Below are 18,650 nucleotides of genomic sequence, written 5' to 3' on the forward strand. Positions count from 1 at the left end.
GGAGGACCGATGCTCCGCCGTGCCGTCGCCCCGCTCCTGTCGGCGCTCCTGCTGGCGGCCGGCTGCACGGGCGCGCCGGCGGGGAGCCTGGAGCTGAAGGTGGGCGGCGCGTTCGGTGCCAGGCCCACGATCGCCTTCCCCGACGGCAGGCCGGCGGCCGGGCTGCAGGTGGACGAGCTGGCCACCGGCAAGGGCGGGCGGCTCGAGCCGGACGACGTGGCGATCGTCGCGTACACCGCGCACGTGTGGGACGGCGGCCAGAACCGCCTGGTCGACTCCAGCTTCAACCGCGGAGCCCCGGCCGCGTTCCCCGTGGGGCGGCTGCTGCCGGGCCTGGACCGGGCGTTGCGGGGCCGCACGGTCGGCAGCCGGGTGATCGCGGCGATCCCGCCCGAGCAGGGCTTCGGCCCCAACCCGCCGAGCGGCGTGCAGCCGGCCGAGGAGCTGTTCTACGTCGTCGACATCCTCGGCGCCCACCCCAAGGGCGCCTCGATCGACGGCCGCGGCGGCACGCTGGCAGGTGTGCGCGTCACCGGCGGCGCATGCCCGAAGCTGACGGTGCCCGCGACGGCGCCGCCTGCGCGGTTCGCCGCCAAGGTGCTCGAGCGCGGCGCCGGGCGCAGGACGCAGGCCGGGCAGCTCGTGGTCGTCCAGTACACGGGCGCGGTCTGGAGCGGCCGCCGGATCTTCGACACGACCTGGACGACGGGGCAGCCGAAGGCGTTCAGGATCGGCGATGGCACCGTGATCAAGGCCTGGGACCGGGCGCTGGCAGGCGTCCCGGCCGGCAGTCGCGTCCTGGTGATCGTCCCGCCCGCGTACGGGTACGGCGCCCCGGGGCACCCCGCGTACGGGATCAAGGGCTCCGACACGCTCGTCTTCGTGGTGGACGTCCTGGCCGCGTACTGACGGCGAAACAGACGCGGACCAAGAGACGCGGAGAAATAGACTCCGCGTGTGAGTACCGACGACCTCGAGGCGCTGGCCTTGCTGCACGACCCCGTACGCCGCAGCCTCTACGACGCCGTCACCGCCGGCGGCGGCGACGTGGGCAGGGGAGAGGCGGCCGAGGCGGCGGGCGTGTCCAGGACGCTGGCCGGGCACCACCTGGACAGGCTCGTCGAGGCGGGCCTGCTGGAGAGCGGGTTCCGGCAGCAGGAGAAGAAGGGCCCGGGCAGCGGCCGTCCCGCCAAGGTCTACCGCAGGGCCAGGGGCGAGCGGTCGGTGAGCCTGCCGCCGCGCGACTACGCCGCCCTCGCCTCGGTGCTGGCCGGCGTGGTGGACCTGCTCGGGGCCGAGGAGCAGGCCGAGGAGGCGGCGCGGCGCGCGGGCGAGCGCATGGCCGGCCGGCACGCCGGGCAGCCGGTCGAGCGGGTGCTGGGGGAGCGCGGCTACGAGCCGTACGAGGAGGCCGGGGTGGTGCGGCTGCGCAACTGCCCGTTCCACGCCTTGTCCGAGGAGCAGCCGCTGCTGGTGTGCTCCATGAACCTGGCCCTGTGCCAGGGGCTGCTCCAGGGGCTCGGCGACGACCCGGCCAGGGCGAGGCTGGATCCGCGGCCGGGGGAGTGCTGCGTCGCCCTTTCTAAAACAAATATAGATTGACATAGAAGGGGCAGGGATGGTGTGCTGAGCGCCATGCATCTCGCAGAGCTGAACATCGCCCATTTGCGCGCGCCCATCGACTCCGCCGAGCTCGCCGAGTTCGTCGCCCTGCTCGAGCCCATCAACGCCATCGCCGACGAGGCCCCCGGGTTCGTCTGGCGGCTGAAGGAGAGCGAGAGCGACCCCACCGCCACCGTCGTGCACGACTACGGCGACTACCTGCTGATCAACTTCTCGGTGTGGGAGTCGCTCGACACGCTGTGGAACTACGTCTACCGCAGCGCCCACCTGGGCGTGCTGCGCCGCCGCAGGGAGTGGTTCCTGCGCATGGCGGAGCCGTACATGGTGATGTGGTGGGTCCCGGAAGGGCACATCCCGTCGCTGGCCGAGGGCATGGCGCGGCTGGAACGCCTCAAGGCGGAGGGCCCCAGCCCCGAGGCGTTCACGTTCAAGGACGCCTACGACAGCAGCGAGGCCGCCAGCCTGCCGGCCGCCGCCGAGGCCAGGAAGTAGGCCAGGTCCTCCTCCAGCCCCCGGCCCATCGTCGACAGCTTGACCGGCGAGCCGCGCAGCGCCTCGTGCAGGCCGTCCACCGGCACCGGCACCAGGCGGTGCCGGACGGCCAGCAGCTCGGCCTGGTCCCTGACCCGCTCGCCGAACTCGCCGGGCAGCTCCGGCACCGGCACGTCCGCCGGACTCAGCGCCACCCGGCCGTAGGCGGTCAGCGAGTGGTGCGAGACGCCGTAGTGGCGCTCGCGCAGGTCGCCCTCGCTGACCCGCAGCGCCGCCACCGGCCGTCCCCGCAGCACCCCGGCCGCGTTGACCGCCTCGCCCGCCGCCACGCCTGAGAAGCCCCACTTGGTGCCCGTGCCCAGGTTGCCCGGGCCCTGGGTGACGATCGCGACGTCGGCCTCCAGCACGTGCCTGGCCGCCAGCAGGCCCGTGTGCACGGTGACCGCCTCCACCTCGCCGCCGAACGCCTGCCCGACCGTCACCACGCCCGCCAGCCAGCCGGCTTCCCGCAGCCGCGCCGCGGCCATCGAGAACCACACCGGCAGCGCGCCGCCGTCCTGCATCACGTACGCCACCCGCCTGCCGGGCGCGGACTCGTACAGACCGCACAGGATCGGAGCGAGCGCCGAGTGCAGGTCGGCCACCACCACCGGCATCCCGTCCAGCGCGTCCGCCTCGCGCAATCTGTCGTGATGGGGGGAATCCTGCTCGTCCGCGCCCAGCACTGTGGCCTGCAGCGGCGTGTACCGGGCCTTCACCAGGTGCCCGGGCCCCTCAGGATCTTGCGGCAAACGGTTCGGGAGGGCCACCACCATGGCGTAACCTCCCGTACCGAGACCCATCGCGAGCGCGGTCGTGTTGAGCAGCACCTCGTCGCCGGGTTCCGGGCGGCCCACCAACGGCGGGTACGCGAGCGCCCGGCACTCCCCCTCGGGGACGGCGACGTCCAGCTCCACCGCTCCCGGCCACTCGCGTCGGATCCGTACGACCTCGCCCTTGCGCCATCTGATCACGGGGGCAGGGTAGCGTCATGAAGGAGGAGTGAGGCAGATGTCGCGCCGGAAAACGGAACGGTTGCTCAATCTGGTGATCTGCCTGCTCGCCACCCGGCGCCCGCTGTCGGCCGAGCAGATCCGTCAGGCCGTGCCCGGCTACGACCGGGACGGCGACGAGGCGTTCCAGCGCATGTTCGAGCGGGACAAGAACGAGTTGCGCGAGCTCGGCATCCCCATCGACGTGGTGCGCGACCCGTGGGAGGACGAGCCGGGCTACCGGATCGAGCGGCAGTCCTACGAGCTGCCCGAGATCACCCTGGAGCCCGACGAGGCCGCCGTGCTGGGGCTGGCCGCGCAGGTGTGGCAGCGCGCCAGCCTGGCCGAGGCGGCCTCAGGGGCGCTGCTGAAGCTGCGCGCCGGCGGCGTGGCCACCGACCAGCCCGTCGGCACCGGGGCCCTGGAGTTGCGCGTCGACACCCGCGACCCGGCCTTTCCCGCGCTGTGGGACGCCGTACGCGACCAGCGGGTCGTGCGCTTCGACTACCGCGGCGCCGGCAGCGAGAGCGTGCGCAGCCGTACCGTGGAGCCGTGGGGTGTGGTCAGCCGCCGCGGCAAGTGGTATCTGGCGGGCTTCGACCGCGACCGGCAGGCACCGCGCGCCTTCCGGCTCAGCCGCATCACCGGGCAGGTCGCCGCGCTCGGCAAGGCGGGCGCCGTGCAGGTGCCCCAGGGTGTCGACCTGCGGGCCATGGTTGGCTTCCCCGACGAGCCCATGGACGAGCGGGTCGCCGTCGTCCGCGTGCGCCAGGGGACGTGCGAGGGGCTGCGGCAGCTGGCCAGGGCCGTGCATCCGGGCATCGACGGGTGGGACGAGGCCGAGCTGGCCTTCTCCGACCCCGAACGGCTGGCCGGGTGGATGGCCAGCCTCGGCGCCGACGTCGAGGTCGTCGAGCCGCCGGACGCCCGCGAGGCCGTCATCCGCAGACTGAAGGGGGCCATGGCGTGAGCGAGCGGAGCGAGCGAACAATCAGACGCAGCAGTGGCCCACTCATGCGACCGACGAAGGAGGGCACGTGAGCGAGCGCAGCGAGCGAGCAATTAGACGCAGCAGTGGCCCACTCATGCGACCGACGAAGGAGGGCGCATGAGTGGGTCGGCGGATCGGCTGCCTAGGTTGCTGGCGCTGGTGCCCTACCTGATGTCCCACCCGGGGGCGCAGGTCGGCGAGGTGGCCGCGGTGTTCGGGCTGAGCGAGAAGCAGCTCATCGACGACCTGCAGCTCGTGTGGATGTGCGGGCTGCCCGGCCACACCCCCGGTGACCTGATCGACGTGTCCTGGGACGGCGGCGAGATCATCATCGACAACGCCGACACCATCGCCAGGCCGCTGCGGCTCGGCATCGACGAGGCCAGCGCCCTGCTGGTCGCGCTGCGCATGCTGGCCGCCACCCCGGAGCTGGCCGAAGTGCAGGCCGGCAGCGACGCGCTGCCGCGGGTGATGGCCAAGCTGGAGCGGGCCGCCGGCGAGGGCGCCGCCACCGTCAGCAGCCAGGTCGCCGTCGACGTCGACGCCACCCCCGACGCGCTGCCGCGCGTGCGCGAAGGACTCAAACGAGGCCGCAGGCTGTCACTGCGCTACTACGTGCCCGGCCGCGACGAGGTGACGCCGCGCGAGGTCGACCCCACCCGGGTCGTGGTCGTCGACGGCCGCGCCTACCTCGAGGGCTGGTGCTACCGGGCCGAGGCGATGCGGCTGTTCAGGCTCGACCGGATGCTCGGCGTGGACGTGCTCGACGTGCCCGCCGACCCGCCGGAGGAGGCCGAGCCGATCGACGTCACCCAGGGCGTCTTCCGGCCCTCGCCGACCGACGAGCTGGTCGAGCTGGAGGTCAGCGCCGCCGGGCGCTGGGTGGCCGAGTACTACCCGTGTGAGCAGGTCACCGAGCTGGGCGAGGGGCGGCTGCGGGTGGCGTTGCGGGCCCGCGACGAGGACTGGATACTCAAGCTGGCGCTGCGGCTGGGCGACACCGGCAGGGTCGTCTCCCCGCCGCGGATGGCCGAGACCGTGCACCGGGAGGCCGAGCGCGCCCTGGCCCTGTACGCTCACCGGCCATGACGTGGATCTTCTTGACCGGCGGGCTCGTCCTGGCCGGGCTGGCCGTCCTCGCGGCCGCGGCCGCCCGCGTCGTGGCCGCGGCACGCGGGTTGAACAGGGAAATCGCTCAAATTCACGAGCAATTCAGGCTTAAAGAGGACCTCAAGGGATGAGGCAGAGCCGCTGGCAGCGTACGATCGGGGGGAAGTACAGCACCGCTCTCACCATGAAGGACGTCACATGAACTTGGGAGCTCCAGAGATCATCCTGATCCTGGTGGCGTTGGTCCTGCTCTTCGGGGCCAAGAAGCTGCCGGACCTCGCCCGTGGCGTCGGCCGGTCCCTGCGCATCTTCAAGGCCGAGACCAGCAAGATGACCGAGGACGATGACAAGCCGACGGTCGTGCAGGCCACGCCCGAGCCCCAGCAGGCGCCCGTGCCCCCGCAGCAGATCCCGGCCGCGCCGGTGATCTCCGCCGAGGAGCAGGCCCGCCGGCTCGAGGAGGAGGCCGCGCGCCTGCGTGCCGGCGCTCAGGCAGACAAGCGTCCCTGACCACCCCTCGTCCCCAGGACTGCTGAATGGCGCTGCTGAAACGGTCGGGTCCCAAGCCCAAGCCGGAGCCGGACCCCGAAGGCCGGATGCCGCTCATGGAGCACCTGCGTGAGCTTCGCAACCGGTTGCTCATCGCGTTCGCCGCCGTGGCGGTGGGCCTGATCATCGGCTGGATCGTCTCCGGCCCGGTGTGGGAGCTGCTCAAGGAGCCCTACTGCTCGACCCCGCAATCGCGCCAGCTCAACGGGGAGTGCAGTCTGACCTACAACGGCATCTTCTCGTCGTTCTTCATCACGCTGAAGGTCTCGTTGATGGTCGGCCTCGTGGTGTCCTCGCCCGCCTGGCTCTACCAGCTCTGGGCGTTCGTCACCCCGGCCCTCTACCGCACCGAGAAGCGTTACACGATGACGTTCCTCGCGCTGGCCATCCCGCTGTTCGCGCTGGGCGCGGCGCTGTCCTACATCATCATGGACACCGCCCTGGGGTTCCTGCTGGGGTTCTCCCTCGACGGCACGGTCGCCACCATCTCGATCGACGACTACCTCGACTACGTCCTGATCATGCTGATGATCTTCGGGGTGTCGTTCGAGCTGCCGCTGGTGCTGGTGTTCCTCAACATCATCGGGGTGCTGCCGCACGCGACGGTCGCCAAGCACCGGCGGCTGGTCATCTTCCTGATGTTCGTGTTCGGCGCCATCGTGACGCCCGGCGGCGACCCGATCACCATGATGGCGCTGGCGGCGCCGATGATCGTGCTGTTCTCGGCCGCCGAGCTGTTCATGTACCTGCGGGAGAAGCGGCGGCCGCAGAGCGAGTTCGCGGACCTGTCCGACGACGAGGCCTCGCCCCTGCCGGAGGACACGCCGCTGCCGGAGGACACGCCGCTCGACGACGACGATCCCGACAAACGCCTTGAAGAGGACTCCGGTCCGGCGCGCTAACGGACAGGGCTCCGGGCCTCCGGAGCTCTCCAGGCCAGAAGAGGATTCCGGTTCCGGCCGATAGGCGATAGGTTCCGGGCGTGTCCCCGCAAATCGCGCTGCTCGTCAACCCGGCCGCCCGCGGCGGCCGGACGCTGCGCCTGCTCGAGCCCGTGGCCCGCCGGTTGCGTGCCGGAGGCGCCGAGCTCTCGGTGATCGTCGGCGACAACGCCGCGGACGCGCTCGAACGCGCCTGCACCGCCGTCGCCGAACGCCCCGACGCGCTCGTCGCCTTCGGCGGCGACGGCCTGGTCCACCTGGCCGTGCAGGCCGTGGCCGGCACCGACGTGCCGCTCGGCGTCATCCCCGCCGGCACCGGCAACGACATCGCGGCCGCGCTCGGCCTGCCCTGCACGGACCCCATCGCGGCGGCCCGGACTGTGCTGCGCATGAAGTCACGGCCGGTCGACGCGGCCCGCATCCGCGCCGGGGGCGTCGAAGAGCTGTTCGCGGGCGTGGTGTGCTGCGGGTTCGACTCGCGGGTCAACGAGCGGGCCAACCGGCGCACCTGGCCGCCCGGGATGGCTCGATACCTGGTCGCGACGCTGGAGGAGCTGCGGTCGTTCCGGCCGATCCCGTTCCGGGTCACCTTCGACGAGGACGAGGTGGTCGAACAGGAGGCCATGCTGGTGGCCGTGGCCAACACCTGCTCGTACGGGGCCGGGATGCGGGTGTGCCCGGACGCCCGGCCCGACGACGGGCTGCTGGACGTGGTGATGGTGGGCGCCATCTCCAAGCCGGAGTTCCTGAGGGCGCTGCCCAGCGTGTACCGGGGGACGCATGTCGGTCACCGGGCGGTGTCGGTGCGGCGGGCGCGCAGGGTGCGGCTGGAGGCCGCGGACGTGGTGGCGTACGCCGACGGGGAGCGGATCGGGCCGGTCCCGGTGGAGTGCGAGATACGGCCCGGGGCGCTGCGGATCATCGTTTGAGATCTACATTGTAAAGGCGTCCGGGCGAGGCGGCCGGGGCGGAGGAATGGGCGGGACGGACCGGAATGGCGATTTCGGTAGGCTGGCGGGTATGACAACGCCAGCGGAACGCTACGCGGCCTTCCGTCAGAAGCACGGGGACGAAGGATCCGCACTCAGATCGTTCCGAGGTCTCTACGACTTCGAGCTGGACGACTTCCAGCTGGACGCCTGCCGGGCTCTCGAGGCCGGCGACGGCGTCCTGGTGGCGGCGCCCACGGGGTCCGGCAAGACGGTGGTCGGCGAGTTCGCCGTCCACCTGGCCCTGGAGCAGGGCCGCAAGTGCTTCTACACCACCCCGATCAAAGCGTTGTCCAACCAGAAGTACAACGACCTGGTCAAGCGCTACGGCACCGCCAAGGTCGGCCTGCTGACCGGCGACAACAGCATCAACGGCGACGCCCCCATCGTGGTCATGACCACCGAGGTGCTGCGCAACATGCTCTACGCCGGGTCGGCCACGCTGGGCGGGCTAGGTTTCGTCGTCATGGACGAGGTCCACTACCTGGCCGACCGGTTCCGCGGCGCGGTGTGGGAAGAGGTCATCATCCACCTGTCGGAGTCGGTCCGGCTGGTGGCGTTGTCGGCGACGGTGAGCAACGCCGAGGAGTTCGGCGAGTGGATCGGCGAGGTGCGCGGCGACACCACGGTCATCGTCGACGAGGTCCGGCCGGTGCCGTTGTGGCAGCACATGATGGTGGGCAACAGCCTCTACGACATGTTCATGAACGACGAGCTGACGCCGCGCATCAACCCCACCCTGATGCGGGTGACCAGGGACGCCGAGCGGCTGACCGCGGGCCGGGGCCGGCGCGGCTACGGCCGCCCGCAGCGGTCCCGGCCGCCGGACCGGGTGCAGGTGATCGAGAAGCTCGACTCCGAAGGGCTGCTGCCGGCGATCACGTTCATCTTCTCCCGCGCCGGCTGCGACGCGGCGGTGCAGCAGTGCCTGTACGCCGGGATCCGGCTCACCACCGACCGCGAGCGGCACGAGATCAGGCAGCTCGTCGACGAGCGAACGGCGCACCTGCCTGATGAGGACCTGGCGGTGCTGGGCTTCCTGGAGTGGCGCGACTGCCTGGAGCGCGGGCTGGCGGCGCACCATGCGGGCATGTTGCCGGCCTTCAAGGAGGTCGTGGAGGAGCTGTTCACGCGCGGGCTGGTCAAGGCCGTGTTCGCCACGGAGACCCTCGCGCTCGGCATCAACATGCCGGCCCGCAGCGTGGTGATCGAGAAGCTGGACAAGTGGAACGGCGAGACCCACGCCGACCTCACGCCCGGCGAATACACGCAGCTGACCGGGCGGGCCGGGCGGCGCGGCATCGACGTCGAGGGCCACGCCGTGGTGCTGTGGCAGACGGGCATGGACCCGCTGTCGGTGGCAGGCCTGGCCGGCACCCGCACCTACCCGCTGCGTTCCAGCTTCCAGCCGTCCTACAACATGGCGGTCAACCTGGTGGGCCAGTTCGGCAGGGAGCGGGCGCGCACGCTGCTGGAGGAGTCGTTCGCGCAGTTCCAGGCCGACCGGGCGGTCGTGGGCCTGGCCAAGCAGCTGCGCAAGCAGGAGGAGGCCCTGGAGGGCTACCAGGAGGCCATGACGTGCCACCTGGGCGACTTCCCTGAATACGCGGCGCTGCGCCGCCGCCTGTCCGACCGGGAGGCCGAGCTGGCCAGGCAGCGGGGCGCCGCCCGGCGCGCCGCGGCGGTGCGGTCGCTGGAGGCGCTGCAGCCCGGCGACGTCATCCGGGTGCCCGGCGGGCGGCGGGCCGGTCTGGCGATCGTGCTCGACCCGGGGCGCAACCCGCGCGGTCGCGCCGCCGGGACGGGGCCCACCCCGCTCGTGCTGACGATCGGCAAGCAGATCAAAAAGCTCGACCCGGCCGACTTCCCGGTGCCGGTCGAGCCCTTGGAGAAGCTGCGCATCCCGAAGAACTTCAACGGCCGCTCGCCGAAGGAGCGCGCCAACCTCGTCTCCACGCTGCTGGCCAAGATCGGCGACCGTGACCTCGGCAAGCCGGTCCGGGCCCGCGACCACGCCGTGGAGGACGAGGAGGTCAACGAGCTGCGCCGGCGCATCCGCCAGCACCCCTGTCACGGCTGCGACGAGCGTGAGGACCACGCCCGCTGGGCCGAGCGCTACTACAAGCTGCAGCGCGAGACCGAAGGGCTGCGCCGCCGCGTCGAGGGCCGCTCGCACGTGATCTCCCGTACGTTCGACCGCATCTGCTCGGTGCTGGAGCAGCTCGGCTACCTCGACGGCGAGGCGGTCACCGACGAGGGCAGCCGTCTGGGCCGCATCTACACCGAGCTGGACCTGCTGACCGCCGAGAGCCTGCGCCAGGGGCTGTGGGAGGAGCTGGAGCCGGCCGAGCTGGCGGCGTGTGTGTCGGCGCTGGTGTTCGAGTCGCGGGCCGCCGACGACGCCCGACGCCCCAAGATCCCCGCGGGGCGCGCCCAGGACGCGCTGACGGCGATGATCCGGCTGTGGGGGGAGCTGGAGGGCATCGAGTCCGACCACGGGCTGTCCACCATCAGAGAGCCCGACCTGGGGTTCGCCTGGGCGGCGTTCCGCTGGACGAAGGGGCACAGCCTGGACGCGGTGCTCATGGACGGCGTCAACGGCAATGAGCTGGCCGCCGGCGACTTCGTCCGGTGGATCAAGCAGCTGATGGACCTGCTCGGCCAGCTGGGGAACGCGGCCCCGCCCGGCAGCAAGATCAAGCAGACCTCCGTCAAGGCCGTGGACGCCATGCGGCGCGGGGTGGTGGCCTACTCCTCGCTCACCTGAGCATGTTCATGGCCCTCTAGTCGTCGTGGCGGAGTCCGAGGACCGTCACCACCAGGCCCAGCAGGCCTGCCACGGCGGCGACGGCGGTCAGCGCGCCACCCTCGAACCACAGGTGCAGCAGGCCGAAGCTCTTGCCGAAGACGTGCTCGGCGACGAGCGCGCCGAAGCCCTGAATCATGAGGATGATGCCGAGGAACGTCATGCACCGATCGTGGCAGGCATGGCGAAGCCTTCCATCGAACCAAAGTATCGGCCGTCCCCCTCCTTGGAATCAGTCCCCAGAAGCACCTTTGGTGGTCTGATTACCTACTTTAGGTATTCCATGCATTTACGCCTAATTTAACTGGAATGCGGAATTGCCTTTCTCGCCTGGGTCGGCGGGTCAAGTCTCTTTTGCATCGGTGAATATCTCGTGATTTATCAGAATTAGGGTGCTAACGTCCGATTTGTGAATGTGTCGGCCATCCAATGGGGGAGGAATCATGGCTAACACGCAGTTCACGCAAGTCGGGTTCCACGAAGGATGGGGTTGGGGCCGACGGCGGGGGTGGCGACGACGCCGCCGCTGCTGGGGCAGACGTCGTAAGTGGTGGTGGGGGTGGTAAACACGCCCCGTGAGAGCCGGCGGCTGAGCCGCCGGCTCTCTTTCGTCGCCTCCGGCCGCGAACTCGCGCCGGCGATTTCCCTTCGCCGCACCTTCCGCGAGTTCTGGCCGGACACGCGCGGGCTGCGCCGGCTGTTCGTGGCCGGCCTGCTGCTCGCCATCGTGGCCGCGCTGTGCGAGGTCGCCGCGATCCGCCTGTTCGGCCACATCACCGACGAGGTGCTCGCTACCCGGAATCTGGGAGCCTTCTGGGTTCCGGCGCTCAGCTGGCTCGGGCTCGCCGCGGTCGCGGGGGTCGCGGCCTTCGCCGGCACGTACACCACCGCGCTCGGCGCCGAACGGTTCCTGCTGGGACTACGCGACCGGGTGTTCGCCCACATCCAGACACTCGCGCCGGACTTCTCGGAAAAGCGGCGCCTCGGCGACCTCATGGCCCGGCTCACTGACGACGTCGAGGCCATCGAGGAGCTCGTCGGCTCAGGAGTGGTCAAAGCCCTCACCGCGGCCGCCAGCGCGGTGTTCTTCGCCGGAGCCGCCTTCCTCATCCGGTGGGACCTCGCGCTCGTGACCTTCGCGCTCATCCCGGCGTTCCTGCTGGTGTCGAAGGCGTTCGCGGGCAGGTTCAGGACGGCCGCGGCACGCGAGCGGCACAGCAACGGCGTCATGAACAGCGTTCTGGAGGAAGGGCTGGCCAACCAGCCGCTCGTGCAGGCGTACAACCGGCAACCGGCCGAGTCGCGCCGCCTGCACGCCGAGGGACGCACGTGGCTGCGTGCCAACATGGCGCAGGCCTGGCTGTCCGGCCTGTATGGCCCCGCCGTCCAGATCATCGAGACCATCTGCCTGATCGTCATTCTCGGGGTCGGCGCGTGGGAGATCGCCGCGGGCCGGCTGACCATCGGTGGCCTGCTCGCCTTCGCCGCGTACCTGGCCCTGCTCTACCCGGCCGTGCAGAGCCTCGGCGAGCTGGCCCTGACGGTGTCGGAGGCGGCCGCGGGATCCGACCGGATCATCGAGATCCTGCGGACCGAGCCCGCCGTCACCGACGCACCCGGCGCGGTGGCCGCCGGAACTCACGGACGCAGTCGCGGATGGGTCGAGTTCGACAAGGTCGGCTTCGCCTACCCGGGGCGGGCGCGGCCGGTGCTGCGGGAGGTGTCCTTCACCGCCGGGCCCGGCGAGCTGCTCGTGCTCACCGGGCCCAGCGGGGCGGGCAAGTCCACGCTGGCCAAGCTGCTGCTGCGCTTCTACGACCCGGACGCGGGGTGCGTCCGGCTCGACGGCGCCGACATCCGGGGCCTGACCCGCGAGTCGCTGCGGGCCAACGTCACCGTGCTGCACCAGGAGACGCTCCTGTTCTCCGGGTCGGTACGGGACAACATCGTCTACGGGCGGCCGGACGCCTCGCACAAGGAGGTGATCAGAGCCGCCGAAGCGGCCGGGGTGCACGATTTCGTCAAACTGCTGCCGCAGGGGTACGACACGCCGGTCGGGCAGCGGGGGCGCCTGCTGTCCGGCGGGCAGCGGCAGCGGATCGCGATCGCCAGGGCCATCCTGCGCGACGCGCCCGTGCTGGTGCTCGACGAGCCCATGAACGGACTGGACGAGGCGACGGCCGCCCAGGTCATGCAGCCGCTGCGGCGGCTCATGGCCGGTCGCACGACGATCCTCATCACCCACGACCTGCGGCATGTGCCCGACGGAGCGCGGGTCGTCGAGCTGGAGCCGGTGCCCCGCGAGGATCGCCTGCACCTCAAGCGCACCGGCACCCCGGCCCGCCGCCCGGCCCCGCGCCGCGCCGCCCAGCCGGCGCCGGTGCCGGGTACGGCGTGGCAGGCGACTGTGCCGGCTCCGGGCCGGCACGCCGCAGCGCCATCGGAACCGGTGTGTGGCGCCCGCCAGGCGCCGGGCCCCGACCCGCACGCCGCGGCGTCACGCGACACCGTCTCCGGCACACGCCGGGCGCCATCGCCTCCGTAGGCGCTCCCGCCCGGTCTCTGCCCTCGATAGAATCGGAGAGAGCTCTCCGCTTGTCGGGACGAAGGCAGGTGCATGTCATGGGCGACGACCACAGCACGGGCAGGCCGCTGCGCGCCGACGCCCGCCGCAACCGCGAGCGGGTCCTGCAGATCGCTCAAGAGGCCCTGGCCAGCGATGGACTGACCATCTCGTTCGACGACATCGCCCGCAGGGCCGGGTTCGGGGTCGGGACCGTCTACCGGCATTTCCCGACCAAGGAGGCGCTGTTCGAGGCGGTGCTGCTGGGGCGGATCGAGCGGTTCGTGGCCGACGCCCGCGCGCTGGGCACGGCCGAGGACCCGGGCAAGGCGTTCTTCGGGTGGTTCGCGCAGGTGGTGGAGCTCGCCTCGGCCAACCAGGCGCTGTGCGACATGCTGGACAGCGGCTCCGGGATGGCGTTACGCCCGGGCTCGACACTCGCGGACGACTTCGCCGGCGCGCTCGGCCGGCTGCTGACCAGGGCGCAGCAGGCCGGCGCGGTGCGGCGCGACCTGGTGACGGAGGACGTGCAGGACCTGTTGCGAGGGTGCCTGGCGGCAGAGCGGCGAGCCCGGGCCAGGGGCGGAGCCGTGCGGCTGGCGGAGGTCATCTGCGACGGGATGCGGGTCAGGCCAGGGTGAAGCGAACCTCGCGGGTTGCCGGGTCCGCTTGCGCCAGGCGTACCGTGACCTGCTCGCCGAGAGGGAGGGCCCCGTCGCAGCGGGCGATCACCGCGGGGTCGGTGAGCTGCACCTGCCCGCCGCCGCGCCGCTCGTCCACGTCGATCACCACCGCCTCGAACGCCCGCCCCAGCCGGTCCCGCAGCAGGAACGCCTCCACCAGGTCCACGCACGCCCGGTCCACGGCCGCCGCGCGCCGCCCCGAGGACGACATGACGGCGGGCAGGCTCGCCAGCCCCGCCCGCACGTCGGACGGCACCGGCTCGCCCGCGGCGACCGCCAGGCACACCTCGGTCGCGTACCGGTCGACCAGGCGCCGCAGCGGGGCCGTGACGTGCGCGTACGGAGCCGCCACCGCGGCGTGCCCGGCCTCCTTCGGCGGCGCCCCGTCGAAGGCCTCGTAACCGGAGCCGCGCAGCAGCACTCTCGACTCGTGCAGGAACGCCGCCTGCTGCGGGTCGCGCGGATCCAGGTCGTGCACCACCGCGCCGTAACCGGCGCCGTCAGGCCACGGCACGCCCAGCGCCCGCGCCACCCTGCGGACCTTGGCCAGGTCGTCGGGACGCGGCGGCGGCAGCACCCGCAGGATGCCGATCTCGGCGTCGAGCATCATGGCGGCCGCGGCCATGCCGGTCAGCAGCGAGATCTGCGCGTTCCACGCCTCGGCCGGCAACGGCAGCCGGAACTCCAGCCGGTAGCCGCCGTCGGCGGGGACCACCTCCTGCTGGGGCGTGGGCAGGGTGACGCCGCCGCGCTCGCGCTCCAGGGCCAGCCGGAGCCGGCCGATCTCGGCCAGCAGCCCCAGGACGCCGTCGGCGGTGCCGGTGTCGACGGCCGCCTGCACGTAGGCGTAGTCGAGGCGCTCGCGGCTGCGGACGAGGGCACGCTGCACGTCCGCGCCCACCGTGCGGCCGTCGGCGTCGAGGTCGATCCGCCACACCGCGGCCGGCCGCGGCGCGCCCGGCAACAGGCTGGCCGCGCCCTCCGACAGCACGCGGGGGTGCAGCGGCACCTTGCCCGCCGGCAGGTAGACGGTCTCGCCCCGGGAACGGGCCTCGGCGTCGATGATCCCGCCGGGCTGCACGAAGGCGCCGACGTCGGCGATGGCGTACCAGACGCGGTAGCCGGCGCGCAGCCGTTCCAGGTGCACGGCCTGGTCGAGGTCCATCGAGCCGGGCGGGTCGATGGTGACGAACGGCACGTCGGTGAGGTCCTTGCCGACCGGTCGAGGCACCTCTGCCACCCATTCGGCCTCGTCGAGCACGGCCCGCGGGAAGGCGCCCGGCAGCGCGAGCTCGCGGCTGATCCGCTCGAAGCCGTCTTCCAGCTTGACCGGGATCTCTTCGGGAACCTGAATCATCGACACGCCCCCAACCTACCGGGGTGCGCGGGCGGCGCCGATCAAGCGAGGTGGCCGTCGAGCCCGGTGATCCGCAGCAGCCGCCGCATGGCCGGCGGGACGCCCGCGATGCACAGCGGCGTGTGCTGGCGCCGGGCGTGGTCGTGGACGGAGACGAGCACGCTGAGCCCGGCCGCGTCGATGAAGGACAGGCGGCTGACGTCGATGACCACCGCGGCGTGCTGGGCACGGCCGGCTTCCCGCAGCAGGGCGAGCAGGTGACCCCGGAGCAGCTCGGTGGTGGCGATGTCGAGCTCGCCGGACACGGCGACCGTCACGGTGCCGTTGCGGCGGCTGGTGGTCAGCTGTAGTGGATCCAAGTCCGGCTCCGCGCTCTGTCAGGGCCGGGAACACTCCTGTCGCTGTGCGCGGACCCGCCCTTGTCGTCGACACCAGATGCGATGCGCAGGTCACTCAACGCGACTGCGTGCTTCCGGAATGGAGTTTACCTGCCTGCTCGCGAACGTCGAGAGGCTGCGATGGTTTTGGGTAGACAGGAGAATTCCTCGGGAAAGCAATTTCGAATACCCGGTGGGAAAAACATCCCCCTCAGCCGTCGGCCGGTCCGGCCGACTGATCCCGAGCCGGCCGGGCGGCTCATGGAGGAGGGGCCCGTGGGGGAGTCGTTCCCGCATTGCCGGCCGCCATCGTCGTGGCGGTGGTCTGGTGGTCACACCGCGATGCACGACCCGCACGGCAGGTCGTGACCATGGTCGAGCAGTTCGCCGCAGTCGAGCGGCCCGGAGTGCTGCGCCTGCGCCCGACGCGGCGGCGAATGCGCTGCCACGTGAGGTGGGGGCGGACGGTCTCAGCCGCGAGGCGGGTCAGGCGTTGACCTCGGCGCGGCCGTGCCGCCAGTAGCCCATGAACGCCACCGCGCGCCGGTCCATGCCGCGCTCGGCCACCAGATGCCGGCGCAGGGTTTTGATCATCGCCGCCTCGCCGGCCAGCCACGCGTAAAGGGAGTCGGCGGCCTCCTCCTCCGGCACCTCCCACAGCTCCTCGGCGTCGACGTCCACGTCGTCGAAGGACTCGGGCTGGGGCAGCGCCGGCAGCAGCCGCCCGGCCGCGGCCCGCACGGCGGGGACCAGCAGGCCGCCGCGCTCGGCGTCGTTCCTGGCCAGCCACGAGACCGTCACCGAGCATGCGGTCTCGACCGGCAGGAAGTCGTCCTCGCACGGGACCTCCATGAGCGCCTCGCCCTGGACGCCGGTCGGCAGGCGTTCGAGGACGGAGCAGATCGCGGGCACGGCGGTCTCGTCACCGGCGATGAGCACGGTCTTGCTGCCGGTCGGCGGGCGGAACTCCAGGCCGCCGTGCCATCCGTCGTAGCGGGCGTCGGGGCCCATGAGAACGGCCGTGTCGCCGGGCCGCACCTGCGCCGCCCAGCGGGCCACCGGGCCGTCGCCGCCGGGGTGCATGACCACGTCGACGTCGACCTCGCCGGCCTCCCGGCGCACCTGCCTGGCGGTGTAGGTGCGCATCGGGTTGCGCTTGTCGTCGTCGAGCCCCCGCCACCGCGTGAACCAGTCGGGGCCGGTCGGCAGGTAGGTCAGGCCGTGCTCCGGAACCGGCAGGATGAGCTTGATGCGCTGGTCGAACCCGTTGTCGGCGAAGTGATGGAGATCGGCTCCGGTGAACGTCACCCGCAGGAACGACGGGCTGAGCCGCTGCAGCCGCTCGACCTCGACGTGGAACATGTGAAAGGGCTCGCTCATCCCCGGCCTCTCGATCGATATTAGGTGAGCCTAACCTAAGCGATCGCGGCCGGGATGGCCAATGCTGCCGGGCCGCCCGGGAAAAGCGCACGTCAGGGGTGGTTTGCCCGTCGGCACCGCAGGACTGTGATGAAAGTTTCACATCTCGTTGACAGCGGGAAAGCGCTTACCTATGTTGTGGCGTGTTCGGTCACACGTATGGCAGCCACATATGTGAACGATGCTCACCTGGGGGGCCACCATCTCGCAGGCCGGCTCGGCCTGCACGGGCCAGCAAGGAGCTTGTATCGTGCGACACAGAATCAGCGGCAGGACAGCCGCGGTCATCGCGGGCGTCATCGCCCTCGCCGGCACCACCGTGGCCGGCATCGTGGCGGCCTCCTCCGCGGCGGCGGCGCCGGCGCCCGGGACGTACACCGTGGTGAACAACGGCAGTGGCCTGTGCCTCACCGTGCCGGGGGCCACCACGTCCGACGGCGTCCAGCTCACCCAGACCGGGTGCGGCGGCTCCGGCCAGACCTGGAACCTGGCCGCGAGCGGGAGCGGCTACACGCTCAAGGCCGCCCACAGCGGCAAGTGCGCCGGCGTGCGGGACGCCAGCACGTCCGCGGGCAAGGCCGTGCAGCAGGAGAGCTGCACCGGCGCCTCGTCCCAGACGTGGACGCTGCCCGAATCGGGCAGCACCGTCCGGGTCGTCAACGCCAACGGCGGCAAATGCCTCAACATCAAGGACAACTCGACCGCGTCCGGCGCCCTGGTGCAGCAGAACTCCTGTGACTCGGTCGCGACCAAGCAGTGGCGGCTCGTCCCCGCCGGCGGCGGCAACCCCACCCCGACCGTGACGCCGACGACACCGCCTCCCGGCCCCGGGAACCCGACCGGGCTGGTCGGCTGGGCCACCCAGGGCGGCGGCACCACCGGAGGCGGCAGCGCGTCGCCCGTCACGGTCACCTCGGCTTCGGCCCTGACCAGCGCCCTGTCGGCCAGCGGCGCGTCGGTGATCCGGGTGTCCGGCACGATCTCCTGCTCCGGCATGCTCCGCGTGGCGTCCAACAAGACCGTGCTGGGCAGCTCCGGCGCGACCATCGCGGGCTGCGGGTTCAACATCTCCGAGGCGTCCAACGTGATCGTCCGCAACCTGACCTTCCGTAACTGGAACGACGACGCCATCAACATCCAGTACGCCACCCGCGTCTGGGTCGACCACAACTCCTTCAGCAACGGCTACGACGGCGCCGTGGACGTCAAGCGGGCCAGCGACTACGTCACGATCTCGTGGAACAAGGTCTCCAGCCACAGCAAGACCATGCTGCTCGGCCACGACGACGGCAACAGCGCCGAGGACCGCGGGCACCTGCGCGTGACGTACCACCACAACTGGTTCGACGGCACCAACAGCCGCCATCCGCGCGTGCGCTACGGCAACCCCGTGCACGTCTACAACAACTACTACGGCAACATCGGCGACTACGGCGTGGCCTCCACCCAGGAAGCCGGCGTGCTGGTCGAGGGTAACTACTTCGAGAACACCGACGACCCCTTCCACCGCGGCGAGGGCGACTCCGATCCGGGCAACCTGGTCGCGCGCAACAACCACTTCGTCAACTCCGGCGCCGGCGACCAGGGCGGCAGCGTCGGCTCCATCCCCTACTCCTACACGCTCGACACCCCGTCCAACGTCAAGTCCATCGTGACCGGGGGCGCGGGCGCGGGCCGCATCTCCGTCTGACGCCTCCCGCACGGCCCCTCCGGCTCCCG

18 protein-coding genes are annotated in these 18,650 nt (G+C 71.6%); 13 read left to right on the forward strand and 5 right to left on the reverse strand.

Translation table 11 applies throughout. The annotated features are described in order from the left end of the window. Positions 1-9: 9 nt before the first annotated feature. The 3 genes from ACTWQA_RS17935 to ACTWQA_RS17945 are packed head-to-tail and all read left to right on the forward strand — an operon-like array spanning position 10 to position 2,115. Positions 10-909 carry an FKBP-type peptidyl-prolyl cis-trans isomerase gene (locus tag ACTWQA_RS17935; RefSeq protein WP_443160324.1) on the forward strand — a complete coding sequence of 300 codons (900 nt, stop codon included), beginning with the start codon at positions 10-12 and terminating at the stop codon, positions 907-909. A 48-nt stretch (positions 910-957) separates the two neighbouring features. Then, on the forward strand, positions 958-1,602 hold the full coding sequence (locus ACTWQA_RS17940) for a helix-turn-helix transcriptional regulator (RefSeq protein WP_443160325.1): 645 nt from the start codon (positions 958-960) through the stop codon (positions 1,600-1,602). 33 nt (positions 1,603-1,635) lie between these two features. Then, a complete protein-coding gene (locus ACTWQA_RS17945) occupies positions 1,636-2,115 on the forward strand; it encodes a DUF3291 domain-containing protein (protein WP_443160326.1) in 480 nt (159 codons plus the stop codon). On the opposite strand, the gene ACTWQA_RS17950 is transcribed toward ACTWQA_RS17945, so the two are convergent. Further along, positions 2,061-3,128, reverse strand: coding sequence for a DUF3866 family protein (locus tag ACTWQA_RS17950; protein ID WP_443160327.1), 1,068 nt, complete (start codon positions 3,126-3,128; stop codon positions 2,061-2,063). The two genes, ACTWQA_RS17945 and ACTWQA_RS17950, sit on opposite strands and share 55 nt — an antisense overlap. Before the next feature lie 37 nt (positions 3,129-3,165). Here ACTWQA_RS17950 and ACTWQA_RS17955 point away from each other — a divergent pair, with 37 nt between their 5' ends. The 7 genes from ACTWQA_RS17955 (at position 3,166) to ACTWQA_RS17985 (ending at position 10,493) form a co-directional block, all read left to right on the forward strand. Beyond that, the gene (locus ACTWQA_RS17955; RefSeq protein WP_443160328.1) at positions 3,166-4,116 is read left to right on the forward strand and encodes a helix-turn-helix transcriptional regulator; all 951 of its coding nucleotides are present in this window, start codon (positions 3,166-3,168) and stop codon (positions 4,114-4,116) included. 138 nt (positions 4,117-4,254) lie between these two features. After that, a complete protein-coding gene (locus ACTWQA_RS17960) occupies positions 4,255-5,226 on the forward strand; it encodes a helix-turn-helix transcriptional regulator (RefSeq protein ID WP_443160329.1) in 972 nt (323 codons plus the stop codon). Beyond that, positions 5,223-5,378 carry a hypothetical protein gene (locus ACTWQA_RS17965; protein ID WP_305921469.1) on the forward strand — a complete coding sequence of 52 codons (156 nt, stop codon included), beginning with the start codon at positions 5,223-5,225 and terminating at the stop codon, positions 5,376-5,378. Before ACTWQA_RS17960 ends, ACTWQA_RS17965 begins: the two co-directional genes overlap by 4 nt. 67 nt (positions 5,379-5,445) lie before the next feature. After that, positions 5,446-5,757, forward strand: coding sequence for a Sec-independent protein translocase subunit TatA (gene tatA / locus ACTWQA_RS17970; protein ID WP_443160330.1), 312 nt, complete (start codon positions 5,446-5,448; stop codon positions 5,755-5,757). A gap of 26 nt (positions 5,758-5,783) precedes the next feature. Then, entirely contained in the window at positions 5,784-6,698 is a 915-nt protein-coding gene (gene tatC / locus ACTWQA_RS17975) for a twin-arginine translocase subunit TatC (RefSeq protein ID WP_327581004.1), read from the forward strand. Positions 6,699-6,778: 80 nt separating this feature from the next. Next, positions 6,779-7,666 carry a diacylglycerol/lipid kinase family protein gene (locus ACTWQA_RS17980; RefSeq protein ID WP_443160331.1) on the forward strand — a complete coding sequence of 296 codons (888 nt, stop codon included), beginning with the start codon at positions 6,779-6,781 and terminating at the stop codon, positions 7,664-7,666. Positions 7,667-7,757: 91 nt separating this feature from the next. After that, positions 7,758-10,493 (forward strand): DEAD/DEAH box helicase, encoded by a 2,736-nt coding sequence (locus tag ACTWQA_RS17985; RefSeq protein WP_443160332.1) that lies wholly within the window; start codon positions 7,758-7,760, stop codon positions 10,491-10,493. A gap of 16 nt (positions 10,494-10,509) precedes the next feature. Here ACTWQA_RS17985 and ACTWQA_RS17990 read toward each other — a convergent pair whose 3' ends face one another. Then, positions 10,510-10,695: a hypothetical protein gene (locus ACTWQA_RS17990; RefSeq protein WP_305921474.1), complete on the reverse strand. Its 186-nt coding sequence runs from the start codon at positions 10,693-10,695 to the stop codon at positions 10,510-10,512. A 396-nt stretch (positions 10,696-11,091) separates the two neighbouring features. Here ACTWQA_RS17990 and ACTWQA_RS17995 point away from each other — a divergent pair, with 396 nt between their 5' ends. Then, entirely contained in the window at positions 11,092-13,077 is a 1,986-nt protein-coding gene (locus tag ACTWQA_RS17995) for an ABC transporter ATP-binding protein (protein ID WP_443160333.1), read from the forward strand. A 77-nt stretch (positions 13,078-13,154) separates the two neighbouring features. Further along, positions 13,155-13,736, forward strand: coding sequence for a TetR/AcrR family transcriptional regulator (locus ACTWQA_RS18000; protein ID WP_443160334.1), 582 nt, complete (start codon positions 13,155-13,157; stop codon positions 13,734-13,736). On the opposite strand, the gene ACTWQA_RS18005 is transcribed toward ACTWQA_RS18000, so the two are convergent. The 3 genes from ACTWQA_RS18005 to ACTWQA_RS18015 form a co-directional block, all read right to left on the reverse strand. Beyond that, positions 13,723-15,135 (reverse strand): RNB domain-containing ribonuclease, encoded by a 1,413-nt coding sequence (locus ACTWQA_RS18005; protein WP_443160359.1) that lies wholly within the window; start codon positions 15,133-15,135, stop codon positions 13,723-13,725. The genes ACTWQA_RS18000 and ACTWQA_RS18005 overlap by 14 nt on opposite strands. 41 nt (positions 15,136-15,176) lie before the next feature. Then, entirely contained in the window at positions 15,177-15,494 is a 318-nt protein-coding gene (locus ACTWQA_RS18010) for an STAS domain-containing protein (RefSeq protein WP_327581010.1), read from the reverse strand. Positions 15,495-15,998: 504 nt separating this feature from the next. Continuing rightward, on the reverse strand, positions 15,999-16,892 hold the full coding sequence (locus tag ACTWQA_RS18015; protein WP_443160335.1) for a siderophore-interacting protein: 894 nt from the start codon (positions 16,890-16,892) through the stop codon (positions 15,999-16,001). 289 nt (positions 16,893-17,181) lie between these two features. Between ACTWQA_RS18015 and ACTWQA_RS18020 the strand changes: the two genes are divergently transcribed. Beyond that, on the forward strand, positions 17,182-18,621 hold the full coding sequence (locus ACTWQA_RS18020; protein ID WP_443160336.1) for a pectate lyase family protein: 1,440 nt from the start codon (positions 17,182-17,184) through the stop codon (positions 18,619-18,621). Positions 18,622-18,650 lie beyond the last annotated feature (29 nt).

The organism is Nonomuraea sp. 10N515B (genome assembly GCF_052245915.1).
Taxonomy (GTDB): Bacteria; Actinomycetota; Actinomycetes; order Streptosporangiales; family Streptosporangiaceae; genus Nonomuraea.